General features: G+C 60.0%; 19 protein-coding genes and 8 tRNA genes. 17 read left to right on the forward strand and 10 right to left on the reverse strand.

Annotated features, from left to right (window positions below; translation table 11 throughout):
* The first annotated feature begins 39 nt into the window (after positions 1-39).
* The 8 genes from I6L46_RS11420 (at position 40) to I6L46_RS11455 (ending at position 850) form a co-directional block, all read left to right on the forward strand.
* Positions 40-116: transfer RNA gene (locus tag I6L46_RS11420), tRNA-Met, on the forward strand.
* 8 nt (positions 117-124) lie between these two features.
* Positions 125-199 (forward strand) — tRNA-Gln (locus I6L46_RS11425).
* Positions 200-245: 46 nt separating this feature from the next.
* Positions 246-320: transfer RNA gene (locus I6L46_RS11430), tRNA-Gln, on the forward strand.
* Positions 321-366: 46 nt separating this feature from the next.
* Positions 367-441, forward strand: a tRNA-Gln gene (locus I6L46_RS11435).
* Between the two features lie 39 nt (positions 442-480).
* A tRNA-Met gene (locus I6L46_RS11440) sits at positions 481-557 on the forward strand.
* Between the two features lie 10 nt (positions 558-567).
* Positions 568-642 (forward strand) — tRNA-Gln (locus I6L46_RS11445).
* Between the two features lie 39 nt (positions 643-681).
* A tRNA-Met gene (locus I6L46_RS11450) sits at positions 682-758 on the forward strand.
* A gap of 8 nt (positions 759-766) precedes the next feature.
* Positions 767-850, forward strand: a tRNA-Leu gene (locus I6L46_RS11455).
* Positions 851-1,068: 218 nt separating this feature from the next.
* On the opposite strand, the gene I6L46_RS11460 is transcribed toward I6L46_RS11455, so the two are convergent.
* A complete protein-coding gene (locus tag I6L46_RS11460; protein ID WP_042054543.1) occupies positions 1,069-2,901 on the reverse strand; it encodes an SLC13 family permease in 1,833 nt (610 codons plus the stop codon).
* 263 nt (positions 2,902-3,164) lie between these two features.
* Here I6L46_RS11460 and pnuC point away from each other — a divergent pair, with 263 nt between their 5' ends.
* The 8 genes from pnuC (at position 3,165) to nifJ (ending at position 12,843) form a co-directional block, all read left to right on the forward strand.
* Positions 3,165-3,881 carry a nicotinamide riboside transporter PnuC gene (gene pnuC, locus I6L46_RS11465; protein ID WP_042054544.1) on the forward strand — a complete coding sequence of 239 codons (717 nt, stop codon included), beginning with the start codon at positions 3,165-3,167 and terminating at the stop codon, positions 3,879-3,881.
* Between the two features lie 3 nt (positions 3,882-3,884).
* The gene (locus tag I6L46_RS11470; RefSeq protein WP_042054545.1) at positions 3,885-4,610 is read left to right on the forward strand and encodes a nucleoside phosphorylase; all 726 of its coding nucleotides are present in this window, start codon (positions 3,885-3,887) and stop codon (positions 4,608-4,610) included.
* Positions 4,611-4,715: 105 nt separating this feature from the next.
* Positions 4,716-5,387, forward strand: a complete 672-nt coding sequence (locus tag I6L46_RS11475; protein ID WP_216975540.1) for a Crp/Fnr family transcriptional regulator — start codon at positions 4,716-4,718, stop codon at positions 5,385-5,387.
* 42 nt (positions 5,388-5,429) lie between these two features.
* A complete protein-coding gene (gene yqfB / locus I6L46_RS11480) occupies positions 5,430-5,756 on the forward strand; it encodes a N(4)-acetylcytidine aminohydrolase (protein ID WP_216975541.1) in 327 nt (108 codons plus the stop codon).
* A gap of 87 nt (positions 5,757-5,843) precedes the next feature.
* On the forward strand, positions 5,844-6,764 hold the full coding sequence (locus I6L46_RS11485) for an alpha/beta hydrolase (RefSeq protein WP_216975542.1): 921 nt from the start codon (positions 5,844-5,846) through the stop codon (positions 6,762-6,764).
* Between the two features lie 61 nt (positions 6,765-6,825).
* The gene (locus tag I6L46_RS11490) at positions 6,826-7,227 is read left to right on the forward strand and encodes a DUF1622 domain-containing protein (protein WP_216975543.1); all 402 of its coding nucleotides are present in this window, start codon (positions 6,826-6,828) and stop codon (positions 7,225-7,227) included.
* A gap of 200 nt (positions 7,228-7,427) precedes the next feature.
* Positions 7,428-9,068, forward strand: coding sequence for an alpha-glucosidase (locus tag I6L46_RS11495; RefSeq protein WP_216975545.1), 1,641 nt, complete (start codon positions 7,428-7,430; stop codon positions 9,066-9,068).
* A gap of 229 nt (positions 9,069-9,297) precedes the next feature.
* The gene (nifJ, locus tag I6L46_RS11500) at positions 9,298-12,843 is read left to right on the forward strand and encodes a pyruvate:ferredoxin (flavodoxin) oxidoreductase (protein ID WP_216975547.1); all 3,546 of its coding nucleotides are present in this window, start codon (positions 9,298-9,300) and stop codon (positions 12,841-12,843) included.
* Positions 12,844-12,954: 111 nt separating this feature from the next.
* Here the strand turns inward: nifJ and I6L46_RS11505 are convergent, their stop codons facing one another.
* The gene (locus I6L46_RS11505; RefSeq protein ID WP_216975550.1) at positions 12,955-14,331 is read right to left on the reverse strand and encodes an MDR family MFS transporter; all 1,377 of its coding nucleotides are present in this window, start codon (positions 14,329-14,331) and stop codon (positions 12,955-12,957) included.
* A 172-nt stretch (positions 14,332-14,503) separates the two neighbouring features.
* Between I6L46_RS11505 and I6L46_RS11510 the strand changes: the two genes are divergently transcribed.
* The gene (locus I6L46_RS11510; RefSeq protein WP_058059212.1) at positions 14,504-15,106 is read left to right on the forward strand and encodes an HAD family phosphatase; all 603 of its coding nucleotides are present in this window, start codon (positions 14,504-14,506) and stop codon (positions 15,104-15,106) included.
* Positions 15,107-15,190: 84 nt separating this feature from the next.
* Here I6L46_RS11510 and I6L46_RS11515 read toward each other — a convergent pair whose 3' ends face one another.
* The 8 genes from I6L46_RS11515 to trpS form a co-directional block, all read right to left on the reverse strand.
* Entirely contained in the window at positions 15,191-15,451 is a 261-nt protein-coding gene (locus tag I6L46_RS11515; RefSeq protein WP_005353961.1) for a hypothetical protein, read from the reverse strand.
* 233 nt (positions 15,452-15,684) lie between these two features.
* Positions 15,685-16,482 carry a DUF1338 domain-containing protein gene (locus tag I6L46_RS11520; protein ID WP_101529509.1) on the reverse strand — a complete coding sequence of 266 codons (798 nt, stop codon included), beginning with the start codon at positions 16,480-16,482 and terminating at the stop codon, positions 15,685-15,687.
* 59 nt (positions 16,483-16,541) lie between these two features.
* Positions 16,542-18,011, reverse strand: coding sequence for a succinylglutamate-semialdehyde dehydrogenase (gene astD, locus I6L46_RS11525; RefSeq protein WP_216975552.1), 1,470 nt, complete (start codon positions 18,009-18,011; stop codon positions 16,542-16,544).
* A gap of 72 nt (positions 18,012-18,083) precedes the next feature.
* The gene (gene astA, locus I6L46_RS11530) at positions 18,084-19,103 is read right to left on the reverse strand and encodes an arginine N-succinyltransferase (RefSeq protein WP_005334994.1); all 1,020 of its coding nucleotides are present in this window, start codon (positions 19,101-19,103) and stop codon (positions 18,084-18,086) included.
* Between the two features lie 76 nt (positions 19,104-19,179).
* Complete coding sequence (locus I6L46_RS11535; RefSeq protein WP_158112935.1) at positions 19,180-20,397, reverse strand: aspartate aminotransferase family protein; 1,218 nt, start codon at positions 20,395-20,397, stop codon at positions 19,180-19,182.
* A 276-nt stretch (positions 20,398-20,673) separates the two neighbouring features.
* Positions 20,674-21,255 carry an aminodeoxychorismate synthase component II gene (locus I6L46_RS11540; RefSeq protein ID WP_216975554.1) on the reverse strand — a complete coding sequence of 194 codons (582 nt, stop codon included), beginning with the start codon at positions 21,253-21,255 and terminating at the stop codon, positions 20,674-20,676.
* A 21-nt stretch (positions 21,256-21,276) separates the two neighbouring features.
* Positions 21,277-21,492, reverse strand: coding sequence for a hypothetical protein (locus I6L46_RS11545; RefSeq protein WP_005334997.1), 216 nt, complete (start codon positions 21,490-21,492; stop codon positions 21,277-21,279).
* Positions 21,493-21,610: 118 nt separating this feature from the next.
* Positions 21,611-22,615 carry a tryptophan--tRNA ligase gene (gene trpS / locus I6L46_RS11550; RefSeq protein ID WP_005334999.1) on the reverse strand — a complete coding sequence of 335 codons (1,005 nt, stop codon included), beginning with the start codon at positions 22,613-22,615 and terminating at the stop codon, positions 21,611-21,613.
* Between the last annotated feature and the right edge of the window lie 38 nt (positions 22,616-22,653).

Below are 22,653 nucleotides of genomic sequence, written 5' to 3' on the forward strand. Positions count from 1 at the left end.
CGCACGGTGACGAGGTAACGACTCACCGGAAGCAAGGTTGGCTATGTAGCTCAGTTGGTTAGAGCATCGCACTCATAATGCGGGGGTCACAGGTTCGAATCCCGTCATAGCCACCATCTCTAGTTGGGGTATCGCCAAGCGGTAAGGCAGCGGGTTTTGATCTCGCCATCCCTAGGTTCGAATCCTAGTACCCCAGCCATTTTTAAAAGTTCTTTGCCAGTCTCGCGACTGTTGAGGAACGCTGTTGGGGTATCGCCAAGCGGTAAGGCAGCGGGTTTTGATCTCGCCATCCCTAGGTTCGAATCCTAGTACCCCAGCCATTTTTAAAAGTTCTTTGCCAGTCTCGCGACTGTTGAGGAACGCTGTTGGGGTATCGCCAAGCGGTAAGGCAGCGGGTTTTGATCTCGCCATCCCTAGGTTCGAATCCTAGTACCCCAGCCATTTCTCTGTTCTCTTCCACATCAGTGGTTGATAACAAACGGCTATGTAGCTCAGTTGGTTAGAGCATCGCACTCATAATGCGGGGGTCACAGGTTCGAATCCCGTCATAGCCACCATTATTTCTGTTGGGGTATCGCCAAGCGGTAAGGCAGCGGGTTTTGATCTCGCCATCCCTAGGTTCGAATCCTAGTACCCCAGCCATTTTTCTGTTCTCTTCCACATCAGTGGTCGATAACAAACGGCTATGTAGCTCAGTTGGTTAGAGCATCGCACTCATAATGCGGGGGTCACAGGTTCGAATCCCGTCATAGCCACCATTAATATTGCGGAAGTGGCGAAATTGGTAGACGCACCAGATTTAGGTTCTGGCGCCCTAGGCGTGAGAGTTCGAGTCTCTCCTTCCGCACCATTAATAGCAGTACCAAACAGACCAGCTCACGCTGGTTTTTTTGTGTCTGAAATTTGCCTCTCCCCAGTTTTTCTCTCGCTCCTCTATTAACCCAGCTCCACGTTAATTCCCGTTCACGTCACTCTTCACTGATTCCGAGCACGCCTTGCCACGCTTGTCTCCCAGACATAAAAAAGCGGCCCGCAGGCCGCTGGTGCACATATTCATCATCCCGGTTATCAGAACGGGAAGAACCAGGGGATCGCTACCACGCTGACCGCCATCACCAACAGGGTGAATGGCACCCCGATACGGATAAAATCGGCAAACTTGTAGTTGCCCGGCCCCAGCACCAGGGTATTGACCGGTGACGAGACCGGCGTCATAAAAGCGGCCGAGGCGGCGATGGCAATGGTCATGGCAAACGGATAGGGCGATACCCCCATCTGCTGGGCCGTGCCCAGCGCAATAGGCGCCATCAATACCGCCGTCGCCGTGTTGGAGATAAAGAGCCCGATCACCGCGCAGAGGGCAAACAGGCTGGCCAGCATGACCCGCGGCCCCATCTCCCCTACCGCATTGATCAGGCCACCGACGATCAGATCCACCCCGCCGGTTTTTTGCAGCGCCAGCGCGAAGGGGAGCATGCCGACGATGAGGATCAGGGTCGGCCAGTGGATCGACTTGTAGGCACTCTCCATATCGATGCAGCGAAACTTGCCCATCAGCAGACAGGCGATCAGCGCGGCAATCACGTTGGGCACCGGATCGGTCACCATCAGCAGTATCATTACTCCAAGACAGAAGATGGCATGAATGGCCTGGCTGCGGGCGGGGGCCATCTCGTCCACTTCAGCGGGCAACCCCATCAGCAGAAAGTCGCGGCTATGGGTCTGCAACTGTCTGATGTGGCTCCAGTTTCCTACCACCAGCAGGGTATCCCCCATCTGCAGCGGCTCGTCCACCAGCTTGCCTGCCAGCGCTTCACCGTCGCGGCGCAGCCCCACCACGCTCAGACCATAGCTGGAGCGGAAGGTCACCTCACGCACGCTTTTACCCAGCAGCTTGGACTCAGGGATCAGCGACACCTCGGCCATCCCCACCTCCCGCGCCTGATCGGAGAAGTACTCCCCGCGCAGGATCATGGGTTCGAGCCGCGCTTCGCTGCAAAACGTCCGCACATCCACCTCGGGGTCTGACATGTCGATCAGCAGCACATCCTTGGCCTGGAACTCACTGATCCCGGACACCGGCACCATCACCCGGCGAAACTTGCGCCAGCGCTCCACCCCGATGACGTGGGCACCATAACGGGCACGCAGTTGCAGCTCATCCAGGGTATGGCCAATCAGCGGGGAGTCCGGCCGCAGCGCCAGACGACGGGCCCGACCGGCCAATCGGTAGTCTCGAATGAGATCTCGCAGGGTGCGGCGCCCGGTCGGCTTGCCCTTGCCCTCTTCCCCTTCGCCCACCATGGAGCCGCGCACCAGCAGCATGTAGAGGATGCCCAGCCCCAGGATCAGCACGCCCATCGGGGTGAAATCGAAGAACCCGAAGCCGTGAATGCCGTGGCGCATCAGCTCACTGTTGACCACCATGTTGGGGGGCGTGGCCACCAGCGTCATCATGCCGCTGATCAGCCCGGCAAAACCGAGGGGCATCATCAGGCGACCGGCCGGGATCCCCATCCGGTTCGCCACGCTCAGCACCACCGGGATAAAGATGGCCACCACTCCGGTGCTGCTCATCACAGCACCCAGACTCGCCACCGCTACCATCAGCAACACCAGCAGCTTGGTCTCGCTGCTACCCGCCACCTTCACCAATGCATCCCCCACCTGATAGGCGATGCCGGTGCGCACCAGCCCCTCACCCACCACAAACAGGGCGGCAATCAGGATAACGTTGGGATCGCTAAAGCCCGCCAGCGCCTCCGGCAGGGTGAGGGTGCCGCTCAGCACAAAGAGGATAATGATCAACAGGGCGACCACATCCATGCGCACCTTGTTGGTCATGAAGAGATAGATGGCGCCAGCCAGCAGACAGAGCACCCAGACAAGCTCGGAATTCAATGCAACCTCCTTTTATCACGTGATTCTCCTCCCGGAGAGTGGACTCTATCAGACCACAGCCATGGCGCTATCATCTTGTGACATATCAATAAAGTCCGGCCCATCGGGGCACCATAACCCATCACTGCTGGAATAACCGGGCAGCAGCGGCGATTTCTTTGATATGGGCCAAGTACGGGGCGGACAAAAGTCCTGCCCCTCCTCCCCCTCACCCCTTAGAATGGCGCCCTCGCATACTAACCCTCATGTCCAAGGATCAGAAAATGAGCATATTCGAGCTGTTCAGCATCAATAACACCCTAGTGACCATACCGCTGGGTGGCGGCTATGCCATGTCATGGATTGAAGCCATCGGCACCCTGTTTGGTCTGGCCTGTATCTGGTTCGCCAGTCAGGAGAAAACCATCAACTACCTGTTTGGTCTGATCAACGTCACCCTGTTTGCCATCATCTTCTTCCAGATCCAGCTCTACGGACTGTTGATGCTGCAGCTGTTCTTCTTCTGCGCCAACGTCTACGGCTGGTACGCCTGGACCCGCCCGGCCAACGATCAGGGGGATACCCTGCAGATCCGCTGGCTCAGCAAATCCAAGCTGATAATGACCGCCGCCATGAGCGTGCTGGCCATCGCCCTGCTGACCCGCTATATCGACCCGGTCTTCGCCACCCTGGCGCGCACCTCGGTCTCCCTGCTCAACCTGTTTGGTGCCAACCTTGCCATCCCCGAGCCCTCCCCCGATGCCTTCCCGTTCTGGGATGCCAGCATGACGGTGCTCTCGGTCGTCGCCCAGATCCTGATGACCCGCAAATACGTGGAGAACTGGATCCTCTGGGTCGTCATCAACATCATCAGCATCGGTGTCTATGCCGCGCAGGGCGTCTACGCCATGTCGCTGGAGTACCTGATCCTGCTGTTTATCGCCGCCAACGGCACTCGCCTCTGGGTGATTGCCGCCAAGCGCCAGCCACAAGGTCTGTAAGCTATGCCGCTATTACCCCATCTTCAATGCCGCCCCGACCAGATTGCCGAGCGGGTGGTGTTGTGCGGCGACCCGGCCCGGGTCGACCGCATCGCCAGCCAGCTCGAACAGTGTGAAGTGCTGGGGCAAAACCGGGAGTTTCGCCTCATCAACGGCCGCTATCAGGGGCTGCCCATCACGGTTTGCAGCACCGGCATCGGCGGCGCCTCGGCCATCATCGCGCTGGAGGAGCTGGTGCAAGCCGGTGCCCACTCGCTCATTCGGGTCGGCTCCGCCGGTGCCCTGCAACACGACATCGGGCTGGGCGACCTTATCGTGGTGGAAGGGGCGATTCGCAATGAGGGCGCCTCACAGGCCTATCTGCCCGCCGAGTACCCCGCCTGCGCCGATATCTGGCTGCAGGCCGCCTTGCTCAACCATTTAGCGACCGGCAGCCAGCCTCATTGGCACGGGCTGGTACGCTCCCACGACAGCTTCTATCGAGATGACGAGCAGGAGGTGTGCCGCTACTGGCATGCCCGTGGCGTGCTCGGCGCTGACATGGAGACCGCCTCCCTGCTGACCGTGGGTCGCCTGCGCAAGGTGCGGGTCGCCGCCGTGCTCTGCAACGTGGTGCTGTTCGAGCAGGATGTGCAACAAGGGGTGGCGGACTACGCCAGCGCCGAACAGGCGATGATGGCCGGTGAGCAGCACGCCATCGCCGCTGCCCTCCACGCGTTGGTGCAATAAAGCGCAAACCGTTAACTGCGGCACATCCGCTACCGTGCGGGCTGGTATCCGGCCCGCACTCTTGCTAGCCTCATGGCCCTCGTCATCCGGTGCGACAGGCAAGTCATGCAGCAACAGCCCTACCCCCTCGGCCGTTTTCACGCCGAACTCGCCAAACTGGAACCCCGCTTTGCCGCGGCGCTCGACGCCTGCACCCTGTTTCTGCGCCGCTACCTGCCGGGTGAATTGATCATGCGGCAGGGGGAGCAGAGCGAGCAGCTCTATCTGGTCGAACGTGGCCGGGTCTCCCTCAACAGCACGGTACACTCTGGCCGCCGCTTCCAGCTCGGCGAGATTGAGTGTCACAGCCAGATCTTCGGTGAGATGGAGTTCTTCAGTGCCACCCCGGTGCAGTGGAACGTGGTGGCCGAGACCGAGCTGGACGCCCGAGTCATCTGTGCCCACAAGCTGGCCCAGCGGCTGCTGGCAGAACCTGAGTTGACCCTCTTCTTCGCCGCGGCGCTTGCCAGCGACTATCTCGATACGCTGGAGATCACCACCAGCCGGCTGCTCCACCCCATCGCCTACAACATCGCCTACGAGTTGTGGCGAGAACGCCAGCGCACCCCCATGTTGGGGTCACGCAAGCGGGCCCACGAGGCGGCGCGCTTCGGCACTACAGAGCGGGTTTACCGCCGCGCCCTCAAGGAGCTGATCGAACAGGGCATAGTTGCCGACGGCAGCGACGGCCCCGTCATCGCCGATCTGGCCAGGCTGCGCGCCTATCTCGATCTTTGATTTCCATTCACCTCATTTCAATTCACCCTGTCAGGAGTCACCATGTCTGCCCATCCCTATCCCGAATTCACCTTCTTTAGCCGCTTCGTTGCCGACATTCAGGCCGGCCGCAAGACCATCACCATCCGCGACGAGAGCGAAGCCAACTGGCAACCCGGCCAGCGGCTGGCACTGTTCACCAACCCGGAGCACCAGCCCTTTGGCACCATTGAGGTACTCTCGGTCAAGGCGGTCGCCTTCGATGAACTGAACGACGAGCACGCCCGTCAGGAGAACATGACCCTCACCGAGCTCAAACAGGTGATCCGCGATATCTACCCCGATCTGCCGCCGCTCTATGTGATTGAATTCCAGCTGCTTGAAGTCTGATTTTGTGAGCTGCCTCAGCTAACGCCGGTTGCGCTCTTTGGCTAAAAGCGCAAAATAACTGTTTTTATATACAGTCATTGGTGCGTTATGGATACACAACTTGAACCGGCTATTGCGGCCATGGTGGCAGAGTTCATTGCAGCAGGCCGCCCCAAGGCGAGCAGCCTGAGCTGGCAGGAGCGGCGTGAAGGCTATCTTGTTTCAGCCGTATTGGGTGGTGAACGGGAAAAGGTTGGCGCTGTCGAAGAGTGGCAAAACGGCCATTATTCCGTTCGCCTCTATCAACCAGCGCCCACCTCAAGTACAAGCCGTCCGGCCCTGATCTACTTTCATGGCGGCTGTTTTGTCAGCGGTGAGTTCGACACTCACGACCGCCAGATGCGGATGCTGTGCAATCGCGCCGAGGCACTGGTGTTCGCGGTACATACCCGCCTTGCCCCTGAACACACCTATCCTGCAGCACATGACGATGCACTGGCAGCCACGCTCGCCATCATGGCCGATGTGGAGAAATGGCATGGGGATCCGGCAAGGATTGCCCTTGCGGGCGACAGTGCCGGCGGCCACCTCGCCCTGATCACCACCTTGCGACTCAAGGAGCAAGGCGCACCCTTGCCTGCAGCCCAACTGCTCATCTATCCGATGCTCGATGCTGCGGGCGACAGTGACAGCTATCGGCAGCTAGGGGATGACTACCTCATCACCCGCGACATGCTGTTAAGCGGTTTTCACGCCTATCTGGGGGAGCAGCCCGCCACTCACCCCGAAGCCAGCCCTCTCCACCATCCGGACCTGTCAGGATTACCGCCGACCCATATCGTAACGGCGGAATATGATCCGCTGCGCGATGAGGGGGAAGCCTTCTATCGCAAACTGCTGCAAGCCGGTGTCACGGCTACCTGTCAGCGGCAACTGGGTGTGATACACGGCTTCTTCCAACTGGCCGGAGTCAGCCCCGCTGCGCGTCAGCTCATTGAACAGCTCTCACTGCTTATCAGGAGACTCTGATTTGGCCTTTGCCGAGCGATATGTTAATAGTGTCCTCTTTTGAACCATGGAGGTGACCCGAGTGTTTGAGATAGCGAGCCTGAAAGAGGGGATGATGCACGGGGTCGAGCTGTTCCAGCTGCTGCTGGAAATCATCTCCATCGCCTGTGTGGTCATTGGCCTCTTTAAAACTCTCTGGCTGGCGGCGCGAGTGCGGGATCACCAGCCCGGCTTTCCGCGCATTCGCCTCTGTTTCGGCAGTTGGCTCATCTTGGCGCTGGAGTTCCAGCTCGCCGCCGACATCCTGGCCACCACTGTCGCGCCAAGCAAGGAGGAGCTGATCCGCCTCGCCATCATCGCGGTGATCCGCACCTTCCTGAACTACTTCCTCGGCAAGGAGCTGGAAGCACAAGCGGAACGCCAACAAGAGAAGACCGAACGCCAGCAGGAGCAGCGCAGCGAGCAGGCCAAGGCTGCTCAATAACCAGTATTCCTGCATAGCATCAACGCTAAGTGCCGTGCCATCCCGACCACAGCCGCGGCCCGGGATGGCACCTTTGTGACCCTTCCCGCACTTTTGGCAATCAGTCAACTATGGAACCCTTTTCAAGGTTTCCCCTGCCCTGTCGAGTAGCAGCTCATCTGCGTAAGATAGAAAATCTTCTCCCCTAACCGACCACGCTGATGAATACGCACTCCCTTCACACGCCCGATATCGACCTCGATAGCTGTGTCATCTATCAGATCTACCCCATGAGTTTTCAGGACAGCGATGGCGACGGCATGGGCGATATCAACGGCATCCGTCAGCGCCTCGACTATCTGGCCACCCTCGGGGTCGATATGCTCTGGCTCACCCCCATCTATCGCTCCCCCAAACGGGACAACGGCTACGATGTGGCGGACTACCGTGCCATCGACCCCGCCTTCGGCACCCTGACCGAGATGGAGCAGCTGATCGCCGAAGCGGCCGCTCACGGCATCGGCATCATGATGGATATCGTCGCCAACCACACCTCCACCGAGCACGAGTGGTTTATGCAGGCACTGGCCGGCGATCCCCATTATCAGGGTTATTACGTATTCCGGGATCAAGCCTTTATCGATGCCCACCCGGTCACCTCGATCTTTGGCGGCAGCGGCTGGCAGTATGTGCCAGCGCTTGATCGCTACTACCTGCACAACTTCGATCCCAGTCAGGCCGATCTGGACTGGGACAACCCGGCGGTGCGGGCCGAGATGGCGGCGGTGATCAACTTCTGGCTGGGCAAAGGGATCAAGGGATTTCGCTTCGATGTGATCGACATGGTGAGCAAGGAGTGGGACCGGCTTGCCATGAGCAACGGCCCGCGCCTGCACGACTATATCCGCGAGCTCAATGCCGCGAGCTTCGGCGGCAAGGGAATCATCACGGTGGGGGAGACCTGGGGGGCCGATCTCGCCCATATGCAACGCTACTCCAGCACGGATGGCAGCGAGTTCAGCATGGTGTTCAACTTCGAGCATCTGGGGCTCGGCAGTGACAAGTGGTCATCCCGCTTTGATCCCCTCGCCTTCAAGCGAGCCATGGCCCGCCACCAGCAAGGGCTGCACGGACGTGGCTGGAACAGCCTGTTTCTCGGCAACCACGACCTGCCTCGCGCCGTCTCCCGCTTTGGCGATGACAGGCCTGAGTGGCGTGAAACCAGCGCCAGGCTGTGGGCCATGGTGTTGCACCTGATGCAGGGCACTCCCTTCATCTATCAGGGGGAGGAGCTCGCCATGACCAACCGCCACTGGCAGCCGGACGAGCTGCGCGATGTGGAGGCCATCAACTACCGCGCCAGCCAGTCAGGGCTGGATCCTGCCGAGCTGAGTCGGCGGCTCGATGCCATCAGCCGCGACAATGCCCGTACCCCGATGCAGTGGGATGCTGGTCCCCACGCCGGTTTCACCTCCACCACACCCTGGATTGCCCTCAACGCCAATCACATCGAGATTAATGCCGCCGAGCAGCTGACTCGCCCCGACTCGCCGTTTCACTGCTATCGCCAGCTCATCGCCCTGCGCAAGGCTCACCCTGTCGTTCGCCACGGCCATTTCGAGCTGCTGGATGGGGATGATCCCGAGCGCATCGGCTATCGCCGCCACTGGCAGGATCCGGCCAGCGGAGAGCAGCACACCCTGCTGCTGCTCGCCAATCTCACGGCGAACCCCTTGCCGATGCCCCACTTCGACAAGGTGACAGACAAGATGCGGTTGCTGCTGGCCAATTACCCAAGCGAACCATTGCCACTCTTCGCCCCTTATCAGTGCGCCATCTGGCTGCAAGTGGATCAGGGTTAACCCCGTGCTGACGGGCCAAAGCAATGGCCCGTCAATCGCCACTCCACCGGCTACCAGCAGAAAATCACGCCCCCACTCGAAGGGATTAAATTAACCACTATTACTGACTTATTAATTGATTATTTATCCCGTTTGATACGCTCTTATTGCCCCTCTTACTATGCCTGCGACCTATCCATTGCCGATGCAACTATCGGCCTTCAAACTGGCATAGCAAAGTGGAAAACAGATGATCACCACAGACGGGAATAACGCAGTCGCATCGGTGGCGTACCGCACCAGCGAAGTCATCGCCATCTACCCCATCACCCCCAGTTCGGCCATGGCTGAGCAGTCGTCGGCCTGGTCGAGCGAGCGGGGCAAGAACCTGTGGGGGGATGTGCCCCGGGTTGTCGAAATGCAGTCGGAAGGGGGCGCCATCGCTGCCGTCCACGGTGCCCTGCAGACCGGCGCGCTGGCGACCTCGTTTACCTCGTCGCAGGGTTTGCTGCTGATGATCCCCAACCTCTACAAGCTGGCGGGTCAGCTTATCCCCTTCGTGCTGCATGTGGCGGCGCGCACCGTGGCGACCCACGCGCTATCGATCTTTGGCGATCACTCGGACGTGATGGCGGTGCGCCAGACCGGCTGCGCCATGCTCTGTGCCAGCAATGTACAGGAGGCGCAGGATTTTGCCCTGATCTCCCAGATAGCGAGCCTCAACAGCCGCCTCCCCTTTATCCACTTCTTCGACGGCTTTCGTACCTCTCACGAGATCGCCAAGATAGCGCCGCTCGCTGACGACACCCTGCGCGCCCTGCTGCCCGCAGATGCCATCCGTGCCCATCGTGACCGGGCGCTTACCCCCGACAAACCGGTCATTCGCGGCACCGCTGCCAACCCGGACACCTACTTCCAGTGTCGGGAGGCGAGCAACCCCTGGTATGACGCCGCCTATGGCCATGTGAGCGAGGCGATGCAGGCTTTTGGCGAGCAGACCGGCCGCCACTATCGGCCGTTTGAATATGTCGGCCACCCACAGGCGGAGCGGATTGTGATGATGATGGGTTCGGCCATCGGCACCTGTGAAGAGGTGATCGAGCGCCTGCTGACCCAAGGGGAGAAGGTAGGTCTGGTGAAGGTGCGGCTGTTCCGCCCCTTCTCGGCCGAGCACCTGTTGGCCGCAATTCCCGAGAGTGCCCGCGCCATCGCCGTGCTGGATCGCACCAAGGAGCCGGGCGCACAGGCCGAGCCCCTCTATCTCGACGTGATGACGGCGCTTGCCGAAGCGGTCAGCCGGAGCGAGCGGGCAAGCCTGCCGCGGGTCATCGGCGGCCGCTATGGCCTCTCCTCCAAAGAGTTCAGCCCCGCCTGCGCACTGGCAGTGTTTGCCGAGCTGGCACAGGAGAACCCGCGCCCGCGCTTTACCGTCGGCATCTTCGATGACATCACAGGCCTCTCGCTACCGCTGCCCACGCTGGATTCGCAAAGCCCCATCCACAGCCAGCAACACAAGCTGGAAGCGCTCTTCTACGGTCTTGGCAGCGATGGCACCGTCTCGGCGGCCAAGAACAGCATCAAGATCCTCGGCAACCACACCGACCTCTATCCGCAGGGCTATTTCGTCTACGACTCCAAGAAGGCGGGCGGCCTCACCGTCTCTCACCTGCGGGTGGGCGAGCGGCCGCTGCAATCGGCCTATCTGGTGGAAGAGGCGGACTTTATCGGCTGCCATCAGTGGCAGTTTGTCGACAAGTACCGGATGGCGGAGCGCTTGAAAACGGGTGGCATCTTCCTGCTCAACACCCCCTACAGCGAAGCGGAGATCTGGCAGCGCCTCCCCAGCGAGGTGCAGCACGCCCTGCGCGAGAAAGAGGCGCGCTTCTACATCATCAACGCCGCCAAAATTGCCCGCGACTGCCAGCTCGGCAACCGCATCAATACCGTGATGCAGATGGCCTTCTTCCAGCTCAGCGTCATCATTCCCCCCGAGGAGGCGACCAGCCTGCTGAAGCAGGCCATCGCCACAAGCTATGGCAGCAAGGGGCAAACACTGGTCGAGCGCAACTGGATGGCACTGGAGGCAACCTGCGCCGCTCTGACCCGAGTGCCACTGGGTGAACTGGATCCCGCCAGCCGCCCCCGCCCGCCGGTGGTTTCCGCCAAGGCCCCCGATTTTGTCCAGACCGTCACCGCCGCCATGCTGGCGGGGCTGGGTGACAGCCTGCCGGTCTCCGCTTTCCCGCCGGATGGCACCTGGCCGGTCGGCACCACTCGCTGGGAGAAGCGCAATATCGCCAAGGAGATCCCCATCTGGGAGGCGGAGCTCTGCACCCAGTGCAACTACTGCGTCGCCGCCTGTCCCCACTCGGCCATTCGCGCCAAGGTGGTAGAACCGGATACGCTGGCCGCGGCCCCCGCCACCCTGGATGCGCTGGATGTTAAATCCCGTGACATGCGCGGCCAACAGTACGTGCTGCAGGTGGCGCCGGAGGATTGCACCGGCTGCAATCTCTGCGTCGAGGTATGCCCGGCCAAGGATCGCAGCAACCCGGATCGCAAGGCGATCAATATGGCTTCACGCCTCGAACACCTCGACGAGCAGAAGGCCAACTACGACTTCTTCCTCGACCTGCCAGAGCGCAGCGCCGAGCAGCTGGAACGCATCGACATCCGCACCTCCCAGCTCATCTCGCCGCTGTTTGAATACTCGGGCGCCTGCTCCGGCTGTGGCGAGACCCCCTACATCAAGCTGCTGACCCAGCTCTATGGCGATCGGCTGCTGATTGCCAACGCCACCGGCTGCTCGTCCATTTATGGCGGCAACCTGCCTACCACCCCCTACACCACCAACGCCGACGGGCGCGGACCGGCCTGGGCCAACTCACTGTTTGAAGACAACGCCGAGTTCGGACTGGGCTTCCGTCTTACCGTCGATCAGCACAGGGAGCGGGTGCGCCGTCTGCTGGCGAGCCTCGGCGACACCATTCCGGCAGCGCTGAGCGAGGCGCTCGGCGATGCCACCCTGCCGGTTTCCGAGCAGCGGGCCCATATCCAGCAGTTGCGAGCGCTGCTGCAGGAGAGCCAGATCCCGGCAGCCCAAGAGCTGGCTCGCGATGCGGACTATCTGGTGGAAAAATCGGTCTGGCTCATCGGCGGCGATGGCTGGGCCTACGACATCGGCTTTGGCGGGCTCGACCATGTGCTGAGTCTGGGGGAGAACATCAATGTGCTGGTGCTAGATACCCAGTGCTACTCCAACACCGGCGGCCAGCAGTCGAAGGCGACGCCACTCGGTGCCATCACCAAGTTTGGCGAGCAGGGCAAACGCAAGGCACGCAAAGATCTCGGGGCCAGCGTGATGATGTATGGCCACGTCTATGTGGCGCAAATCTCCCTCGGCGCCCAGATGAACCAGACTGTGAAGGCAATTCAGGAGGCGGAAGCCTATCCGGGGCCGTCGCTCATCATCGCCTACAGCCCCTGCGAGGAGCATGGCTACGACATGGCCGAGAGCCATGAGCAGATGAAACAGCTGACCGCCACCGGCTTCTGGCCCCTCTACCGCTTCGATCCGCGCCGCGCTGACGAGGGCAAACTGCCGCTGGCGCTCGACTCGCGGGCCCCCAATGCCTCGCTGGCCGAGACCTTGCGCCATGAGCCCCGCTTCCAGCGGCTGGAACGCCAGCTGCCGGAGGTAGCCAGCCAGCTCTATGAAGAGGCGGAGCAGGAGGCCAATCGCCGCTTCGCCTGGCTGAGCCAGCTGGCAGGCAAGGAGAGTCCGGCGCAGGAGTAACTCGCGCATGGCTTGATGGCAACAGCCACTCTATTCGCCAAATAACAATCAGGGCTCCCCGCGGGGAGCCCTTATGCTAGCTATGGTGAGCCAATGTCGGCGCAGGCCAAATCAGGCGCTGATGGAGGCCAGCTCATGGCGCTTCAACGCCAGCAGGGTGATGAGCAGCGCCAGCGTGGCGATCAGTGCCATACCGATATAGGTCGCGCTGAAACCCGGGGCCAGCAGATCGGGCGCGAGCTGGCTCAGATCGCCACCGCTGCCAGCTGGCAGGCGCAAGTGGAACAGCATGGAGCAGATGGCCACGCCAACGGCACCGCCAAGCTCCCGCCCGAAGTTGAACAGCGACATGCCGATGCCGCGATCCTGCCGTGGCAGGGCATTTTGCACTACTACCGAGAGGGCGGGCAGCACCAGACCGAGACCAATACCGGCAAACCCGAGCGCCAGTCTGACCCAGGCATCGAAGTGGATCTGCCAGAGCGCCACCGCCGCGAGGCCAAAGCCCACCGCGACAAAGCTTTTGTAGTGGCCGGTACGGCCAATCAGCTTGCCGCCGACAAAGGCACCGGCAGTAATGCAAATCATGAAGATGACCATGATGGCGCCGCTCTCGCTGGCGCTCAACCCCTTCTGCCACTGCATCTGCAACGGCAGATAGACCAGCACGGCAAACATCAGCAACTGGGAGAGCATCACCAGCAGCACGCTCACCAGATAGCCGGGCAGCCGGGCCAGATGGGCAGGCAGAATGGGATCGTGGGCGCGCCGCTCAATCAGAATGAGCAGCAGCAGTGCCACGCCCAGCGCCACCGAAAGCCAGACGGCAGGCAGCGCCGCCTCCGGCGAGAGCAGCAACAGGGTGAGCGTGGTGACGGTAATCAGCAGACCCGCCCCCTTCCAGTCGAAGCGACTGTGGCGACGCACGTTGAGCTGCTTGAGGTTGCGGTTGATGAGAAAGACCGCCAGCGCCCCGAGCGGCAGATTGATCCAGAAGATCCAGCGCCAGCTGAGCTGCTCGGTGAAGTAGCCGCCGAGCAAGGGGCCGGCGATGCTGGAGACCGCATAGACCGCCGAGATGTAGCCCTGATACTTGCCCACCTCCCGCGGCGGAATGGTGTCGGCAATCACGGTAAACGCGAGGGCAATCAGGCCGCCGCCCCCCAGCCCTTGCAGCACCCGCGCTGCCAGCAAGGTCGGCAGATCCAGGGAGAGCGCACAGGCCACCGAGCCCGCCAGAAATAGGCCGATACCGATATTGAGCATCCGCACCCGGCCAAAGAGATCGCTCAGCTTGCCATAGAGGGGCAGCACGGCGGTGGCGGCCAGCAGATAGGCGGTTACCACCCAGGTGAGGGCGGTACCGGCATGCAACTCGGCGCCAATCATGGGCAGCGGGGTGGTGACTATGCTCTTTTCCAGTGAACCGAGGGCGATCACCAGCGCCACGCTAGAGAAAATGGTTTTGGGGGATATTTTCGAGGTCATAAGCGGACTCGCTGATCTGATATGCCAAAGTATCCGGCAATGAACGGATTATTGTCTCACAAATCAGCAAGAGATAGAAAAAACGGCGGCCACAATCTGCCCAACCATGAGGCCGATCCCACAAAACGCCGACCATTTCTGTTAGCCTGCTCTATTTGATTCGAGGAGCCCCATGAGCGAGCGTGAGCAGTACGGGTTTGATCACTACGATGCCCTGATTTTCGATATGGATGGCACTTTGGTAGATTCCATGCCCCTTCATCTGGATGCCTGGGAGCTCACCTGCGCCGAATTCGGCATCCCCTTCGAGCGGGAACAGCTCTATCAGTACGGCGGCATTCCCACCCGCAAGATCATCGCCATGCTAGCCGAGCAGCAGGGGCTGACGGTGGATGTCGAGGCCTTTACCCGTCGCAAGATTGCCCTCTATATGGAACATATCGACAAGGCCAGCGTCTTTCCCAAGATGTGGGAACTGGTCAGGCACTATCACGGCAAGGTCAAGATGGGGATTGGCACCGGCTCACCGCGCAATCAGGCGGACTCCATCCTCAAAAGCACCGGACTCGACGCCTATATTTCGGTGGTGGTGAGCGCCGATGATGTCACCAACCACAAGCCGCATCCCGACACCTTCTTGCAGGTGGCCGAACTGCTCGGCGCCAATCCCGCCAACTGTCTGGTGTTTGAAGATACCCGCATCGGGCTTGAGGCAGGCAAGGCAGCAGGGATGGATACCGTGCTGGTTATCGAAGGTGACCTGCACCAGCGGTAAAGTACTCAGGGCAAGCAGGCAAACCGATAAAATGGTGCCATCACAGTGGCACCATTTTTTATTCATGTGAGCTTGGCGGCAGCGTCAGTGCCCGGACAGAGTTGCGATCGCAGCCGGAATAGTGGCAACCGTCAAACAAAGGGCGTTGGCGTTGGCCTCATCCTGTAGTGCCTGATGAGTGCGAAGCAGCTCAAGGGCTTCGGCAGGGGTATCTGCAAAGGTGGGGGCGGCGATGGCGGCAAATCCCTGTTCGACCAGTTGACGACGCTCATCGCTATAGCTGGGTGCATTGGCATCTAGATAGGTAAGCGCCTGACCCTGCTTGAAAAAGTGATAGTTAGGCATCGATTGGCCCCGCAAAAATAAAGCGCCATTCTACTCCTTTTTGCTCCGCCGCCCGCGTCAATCTGTGACGTATCAAGTGATCTAGTTCACATTTTTATCAACAAACATTTACCGATTGGGCGCCGTACAAATCCCCTTCCCACGCGGCGTCAGACAACACTCGCCACCGTCACTCGGCGCCAAACAAAACGCCTCCACGAGGAGGCGTTGCGACTGAAACAGGGTCGCTCCCGTTACATGGCATTCGTCGATTCGAAGATCTTGTCCGCCGAGGCCTCGACAAAGCCCGGATAGAGCACACCATCGGCCTGCGGATAGCGCAGGGCAAACTCGTAGAAGCAGCTCGGGATGGTACGCACCCCATCGCTGAACGGAACCTCGGCTTTGTCCGCCATGGTGGAGGATTGCTCCAGCATCACCTGCGGATCCCCTTTCACCTCGCCACCCACACTGTTGAGTACAAAACCCGCAGCCTTCAGCGCCCCATTGACCTGATGGATGGTGTCAAAATCCTTCAACTTGTTGATATTGACCGTGAAGTGGTTGGCACGATAACCCCAGGCTGCCATCCAGGCCGCGTACTCGCTCTCCGCCAGCAGGGTCTGATAATCGGCATAGGAGACCTGCCAGGGGGCGCCGGTGTAGAGAAATGCCGGTGTATCGGTCAGATGATCGGGCACCTGATCCGCCAGCTTGTGGATGATGGCTTGGGCAGCCGGGGAGAGCTCTTCGACCTTCAGCTCGCTGATAAACACCTTGGGAGCGTCCGGATCCTGATGCTCGAAGTGCTTGGCGTAGAGCTTCTTGGCCTTGAAAACGTACTCGCCCTTCTGCTCGTAACCGAGCGCCAGGAAGTGGGCGGCCAGCTTCTCCAGCCCCAGCTTGGGCAGGTTGTAGGTACGAAACGCCACGTGATCGTTGACGATGGGCTCGCCGCCACCCAGCAGGGTGTGCACCTTGAGGGCGCTCGGGGTCACCTTGATGTAGTTGTCCCACAGATGGCTGAACAGGGTGTCGATATCCTTTTGCATCTCTCTTTCCTTTGATTGCGGGTACAGATGGGGGCACCGCTGGATGCCCCGTGTCGTTATTAGAAGCGCAGGCCGGGCGACAGTTGATCCGGCATGGCGGCTTTGCTGTCTTCGACAGAGGCAACCGGATAAGCACAATAGTCAGCAGCGTAGTAGGCGCTTGCCCTGTGGTTGCCGGAAGCGCCGATACCACCAAACGGCGCGGCACTGGATGCACCGGTGATGGGTTTGTTCCAGTTGACGATACCGGCGCGGATCCGCTTGAAGAAATGATGCCAGTCCGCCTCCTTGTCCCCCAGCAGACCGGCCGAGAGACCGTAGCGGGTGGCGTTGCCCTGATCGATGGCAGCATCGAAATCGTCATAGCGAATGAGCTGCAGCAGCGGGCCGAAGTACTCTTCATCCGGCAGCGCCTTGACTGCAGTCACGTCGATAATGCCCGGGGAGACAAAGCCGGTGCCCGCTTCCAGGTGCTTGAGGGTAAGCAGGCTCTCGCCACCGAGGCGCTGCAGGTTGGCTTGCGCCTCGACCATGCCAATCGCAGCCTTCTCGCTGATCATTGCCCCCATGAACGGCTGCTCGGCGGCGTCATAGAGGCCGACCTTGATCTTGCCCACCACCTCAACCAGTCGATTGACCAGGGCATCGCCCCGCTCGCCGCGCTCGACAAACAGACGGCGGGAGCAAGTACAGCGCTGACCAGAGGTAATAAACGCCGACTGGACGATGGCATGCACAGCGCCGTCGATGTCGCTCACATCTTTCACGATCAGCGGGTTGTTGCCGCCCATCTCCAGCGCCAGAATTTTGCCCGGCTGACCGGCAAACTGCTGATGGAGGAAATGACCGGTGCGGGATGAACCAGTGAAGAAGAGGCCGTCAATGTCGGGATTGCCCGCCAGCGCCTTGCCAGTCTCGACCTCCCCTTGCACCAGATTGAGCACTCCCTTGGGCAATCCGGCCTCCTGCCACACCTTGACCATGGCTTCCGCGACCATGGGGGTCAGCTCGGAGGGTTTGAATACCACGGCGTTACCCGCAATCAGCGCCGGGACTATATGGCCGTTGGGGAGATGGCCCGGGAAGTTGTAGGGGCCGAACACCGCCACCACACCGTGGGGCTTGTGACGGACAAACGCCTTGGCGCCCGGCATGGCATTTTCAACGGTGCCGGTGCGCTCGTCGTGTGCCCGGATGGAGATGGCAATCTTGCCCTGCATGGCGGCAACTTCGGTGCGGGTCTCCCACAGCGGTTTGCCGGTTTCGCGGGCGATAGTCAGGGCCAGCGCCTCTTTCTGCTCGCCGAGCAGGTCGGCATAACGACGCACTATGGCCAGACGATCCTCAAGGCTCATGTCCGCCCAGTGGTAGAAGGCGGCACGGGCGGCCTTGACGGCGGCATCCACCTGCGCAGCACTGGCGGCAGCCCCCTGCCAGATCACCTCGTTCTTGGCCGGATCCCGTGACTCGAACGGCTTGCCTTCACCGGCAAGCCACTGACCGTCGATAAATTGCACTAACTGGCTCATCCATTCACTCCCTGTCGCTGGCAGGCAGCCGAGGCTGCCTGTCTGATAATCGGTTTGCTTGTCCTGTTTGCCTCAGTCGAGGTCAACCACCCGCACCATGTCGCCATCCTGCACCTTGAGTGCCGCCGCCATCTTGGGCGGAATGATGGCTTCGTGCTTGTCGAGATCGACCCGGATATTGCCGTAGCAGGCGCGGTAATGTTCGAAACGGCTGTTGCAGATAAGGTGGGTCTTGCCACCGATGGGCTCGCCCACCAGCACCCGCAGCTTCTTGCTGCGGCGCACACTGCGGATATTCTTCACGTCGCACTCGACGGTGGGGCCCGCATCGAAAATATCGACGTAGCCACGGTTCACAAAGCCCTCGTCCTGCAGCATCTTGATGGCGGGACGGGTCTTCTCGTGGGTCTGACCGATAACGGCCCGCGCCTCTTTGCTCAGCAAATTGACGTAGATGGGGTACTTGGGCATCAACTCGGCGATAAAGCGCTTCTTGCCGATGCCGGTCAGATAGTCGACGGTGGGAAAATCCATCGAGAAGAAGTGGGTTTGCAGCCACTCGTAGAAGGGACTGTGACCGTTGGCATCGGAGACGCCGCGCATCTCGGCGAAGACGGTCTCGTCAAACAGCTCGGGGTGCTCGGCCATAAACAGAAAGCGGTGCTTGGAGAGCAGGCGGCCGTTGAGCCCCTCGCGGGCACATTCACGCAAAAACAGGGTGCAGAGCTCGGAGTTGCCGGTGTAGTCGTTGGAGAGGGTCAGAGTTTCAACGACGTTGTAGATGCCGAGCTTGGGGGAAGAGTGCACCACCTTGCCGATATGGTAGTTGTAAAACGGCTGGGAGAGGCCAACCGCGGCATCGATGGCACAGGTGCCGACCATCTCGCCGGTCTCCAGATCCTCGGCCACGAAGAAGTAGAGGCAGTCCCCCTTGCCGGCGGGCTTGTCGGAAAAAGTCTGGGTAGAGGCGTCAATCTTGCGCTGCAGCAGCTCATCGTTGACGGGCAACGAGGTCATGCCGGTGCCGGACTCGATGGCGCAGGTCTTGAGCCCGGCAAAATCTTTTTGCTCGATGGGACGGATAACCAACATAAATGACAACTCCCTTTCATTGACGACAGGTGGGGTCCCGGCTCCTGCCGGGAGAGCTCCCCACCTCAATTTGGAATCAGGCGTTAACCACCTGGGCAACCGCCTTCTCGAAGCGGGCCAACCCTTCCTTGATGTCCGCTTCCGGGATCACCAGTGAAGGGGCAAAACGAACCACGTTGGTACCGGCCACCAGAGCCATCAGCCCCTGATCGATGGAGGCCAGCAGGAAGTCGCGGGAACGCCCCTTGTAGGCATCGCTCAGAGCGGCACCCAGCAGCAGCCCCTTGCCTCGGATCTCGCTAAAGCAGTGGTATTTGGCATTGATGGCTTCAAGGCCATCGCGGAACAACTGTTCGCGCTGCTTGATGCCCGCCAGCACCTCCGGAGTATTGATCACGTCGATCACCGCTTCCGCCACCGCACAGGCCAGCGGGTTGCCGCCGTAAGTAGAGCCGTGAGTGCCCACTTTCAGGTAAGAGGCGATTTCGTTGGTAGTCAGCATGGCGCCAATAGGGAAACCGCCCCCCAGAGCCTTGGCGCTGGTGAGGATGTCCGGCGTGACGCCCAGCCCCATATAGGCATAGAGATCACCGGTCCGGCCGACGCCGGACTGCACTTCGTCATACACCAGCAGGGCATTGTGTTTGTCGCACAGCTCGCGCACCCCTTTGGCAAACTCGTCGGTAGGACGAATGATGCCCCCCTCCCCCTGCAGCGGCTCCATCACCACGGCGCAGGTGTTGTCGGAGATCACCTCGGCCAGCGCCGCCAGATCGTTGTAGGGAACATGAGTAATGTCACCGGGCTTGGGACCGAAGCCATCTGAGTAGGCAGCCTGGCCACCGACGCTGACGGTAAAGAAGGTACGACCGTGGAAGCCCTGATTGAAGGCGATGATCTGGGTTTTCTGCTCGCCAAACTTCTCGATGGCGTAGCGGCGAGCCAGCTTGAGAGCGGCTTCGTTCGCTTCGGCGCCGGAGTTGCAGAAGTAGACCTTGTCGGCAAAGGTGGCGGCGACCAGCTTCCTGGCCAGACGCAGGGCCGGCTCGTTGGTCATGACGTTGGAGAGGTGCCACAGCTTCTCGCCCTGGGTTTTCAGGGCCTCGACCAGCTTGGGATGACAGTGACCCAAACCGTTGACGGCGATGCCACCGGCGAAGTCGACATACTCGCGCCCTTCCTGATCCCAGACACGTGACCCTTCACCACGCACCGGGATGATCTTGGCGGGCGCATAGTTGGGAACCATCACTTCATCAAACACTTCACGTGTCACTGCCAACAACTCTGACATATAGCTCTCCTTCGATTCGGCGACAGAATAATCCACCGCCCAAAAGTTAAATCCGTGTAAACGTGACGGGATTATCACAGAAATAAAGTAAAAAGTCTGTAACAAGACGGCCTATAAGGAACAATGTTCGATTGCTCTTGAGATTTTAGGCAACCGCATTGCATAACGACTCAGGGGGGCTTGGCAAGAGATAATTTGGGCAGGAGAGGGGGTGAATAAAGTGTCAGGGAAATTTTTTTTGCCTTCTTTCGAACTTGAGAAGGCGATCACAACTTTTTATGAACGCGCCAGAAAGTTGGCCAGCAACTGATGGCCCTGCTCGCTCAAAATGCTCTCCGGATGGAACTGAACACCCTCGATGGGGAGCGTCTTGTGGCGCAGCCCCATGATCTCGTCAAACGAGCCATCGGCATGCTCGCTCCAGGCGGTGATCTCGAAGCAGTCAGGCAGCGTGTCGCGCTCCACCACCAAGGAGTGGTAACGGGTCACCCGCAGCGGGTTGTTGAGCCCTTTGAACACCCCCTCATTGCGATGGCGGATGAGCGAGGTTTTGCCGTGCATTACCTGACGGGCACGCACTACGCGGGCGCCGAAGGCCTGCGCCAGCGACTGATGACCGAGACAGACGCCGAGAATGGGCAGCTTGCCAGCAAAGTGGCTGATGGCATCGAGAGAGATCCCCGCCTCATTGGGCGTACAGGGACCGGGAGAGATCACCAGAAAACGGGGGGAGAGCTGCGCTATGGCATCGAGCGTCAGTTCATCATTGCGCTTGACCACAACCTCTTGTCCCAGGGCGCCGAAATATTGCACCAGGTTCCAGGTAAAAGAGTCGTAGTTATCGATCAACAACAGCATGAGATAACCAACAGCGGAGAATTAACGATCGAGATAACGACCCTGTTCCATTTCCCGTTCACGCTGACACTCGGCCAGATAGATGGCGGCAGCAACGGCAGGGGTTTTATGGTGCTTGTCGATGGCATTGGAGACCATCAACTGCAGGGTATTGAGGTTTTTCGCCTTGCGAAATTTACGTAGCCAGTGACCTTTGTCACTCAGCTCTTCAGCAGAAATAGTTGGTTGAACAGGCATGCTTTCTCTTGGGGATATTACCCAGGTTGAAATAAAGAAATTAAACAAAATAGCCGGGCAGAAAATAAAGAAAGCCAGGCAAATACCCAGCTCTCTTCTACTACACCTTCCCAGTATGTCAGGCTCGAGGAACGAAGCCGACTACATCATATACGCTGGTCAGGGTTTTTTCAGCTCTTTCGCGCGCCTTTTGTGCTCCTTCTGCCAGAATCGCAATCAGATGGGCCTCATCCTGACGCAACTCGTGGAAACGGGCCTGGATCGGTTCCAACAGCGCAACCACGGCTTCGGCGGTTTCGGTCTTGAGGTGACCGTACATCTTGCCTTCGAAGTGCTGCTCCAGCTCGGGGATGGAGCGACCCGTCACCCCGGACATCAGGGTCAGCAGGTTGGAGACACCCGGTTTGTTTTCCGGATCGAAACGCACCACCGCCGGCTCGTCGGAGTCGGTCACCGCACGCTTGATCTTCTTGACGATCTGCTTGGGATCTTCCAGCAGGCCGATGAAGTTGGCTTCGTTGTCATCCGACTTGGACATCTTCTTGGTCGGATCCTGCAGACTCATCACCCGCGCCCCTTCGGTCGGAATGAAGGGCTCCGGCATGGTGAACACGTCACCATAGAGGTTGTTGAAACGAGTGCAGATGTCACGGGTCAGCTCCAGATGCTGCTTCTGGTCGTTGCCGACCGGCACCTGATTGGCCTGATAGAGCAGGATGTCGGCCGCCATCAGCACCGGATAGCCAAACAGGCCGACGTTGACGTTGTTCTCGAAACGGGCGGACTTGTCCTTGAACTGGGTCATGCGCGACAGCTCACCCATCTGGGTATAGCAGTTGAGGATCCAGCCCAGCTCGGCGTGCTGCGGCACGTGAGACTGGATGAAGACGGTGCTCTTCTTGGGATCGATACCGACCGCCAGATAGAGGGCGGCTGCGTCCAGACAAGCCTTGCGCAGGGCAGCCGGGTCCTGACGAGTGGTGATGGCGTGCAGGTCGACGATGCAGTAGAGGCAGTCGAACTCATCCTGCATGTTGACCCACTGACGCAGGGCCCCCATGTAGTTGCCGATGGTCAGTTGACCGGAGGGTTGCGCCCCGCTCAATACGATTGGTTTAGTCATGAGAGTGTTAATCCTTGTTATTCAGCCAGCCCAGCTGC

The organism is Aeromonas sp. FDAARGOS 1416 (assembly GCF_019048085.1).
Lineage (GTDB): Bacteria > Pseudomonadota > Gammaproteobacteria > Enterobacterales > Aeromonadaceae > Aeromonas > Aeromonas veronii.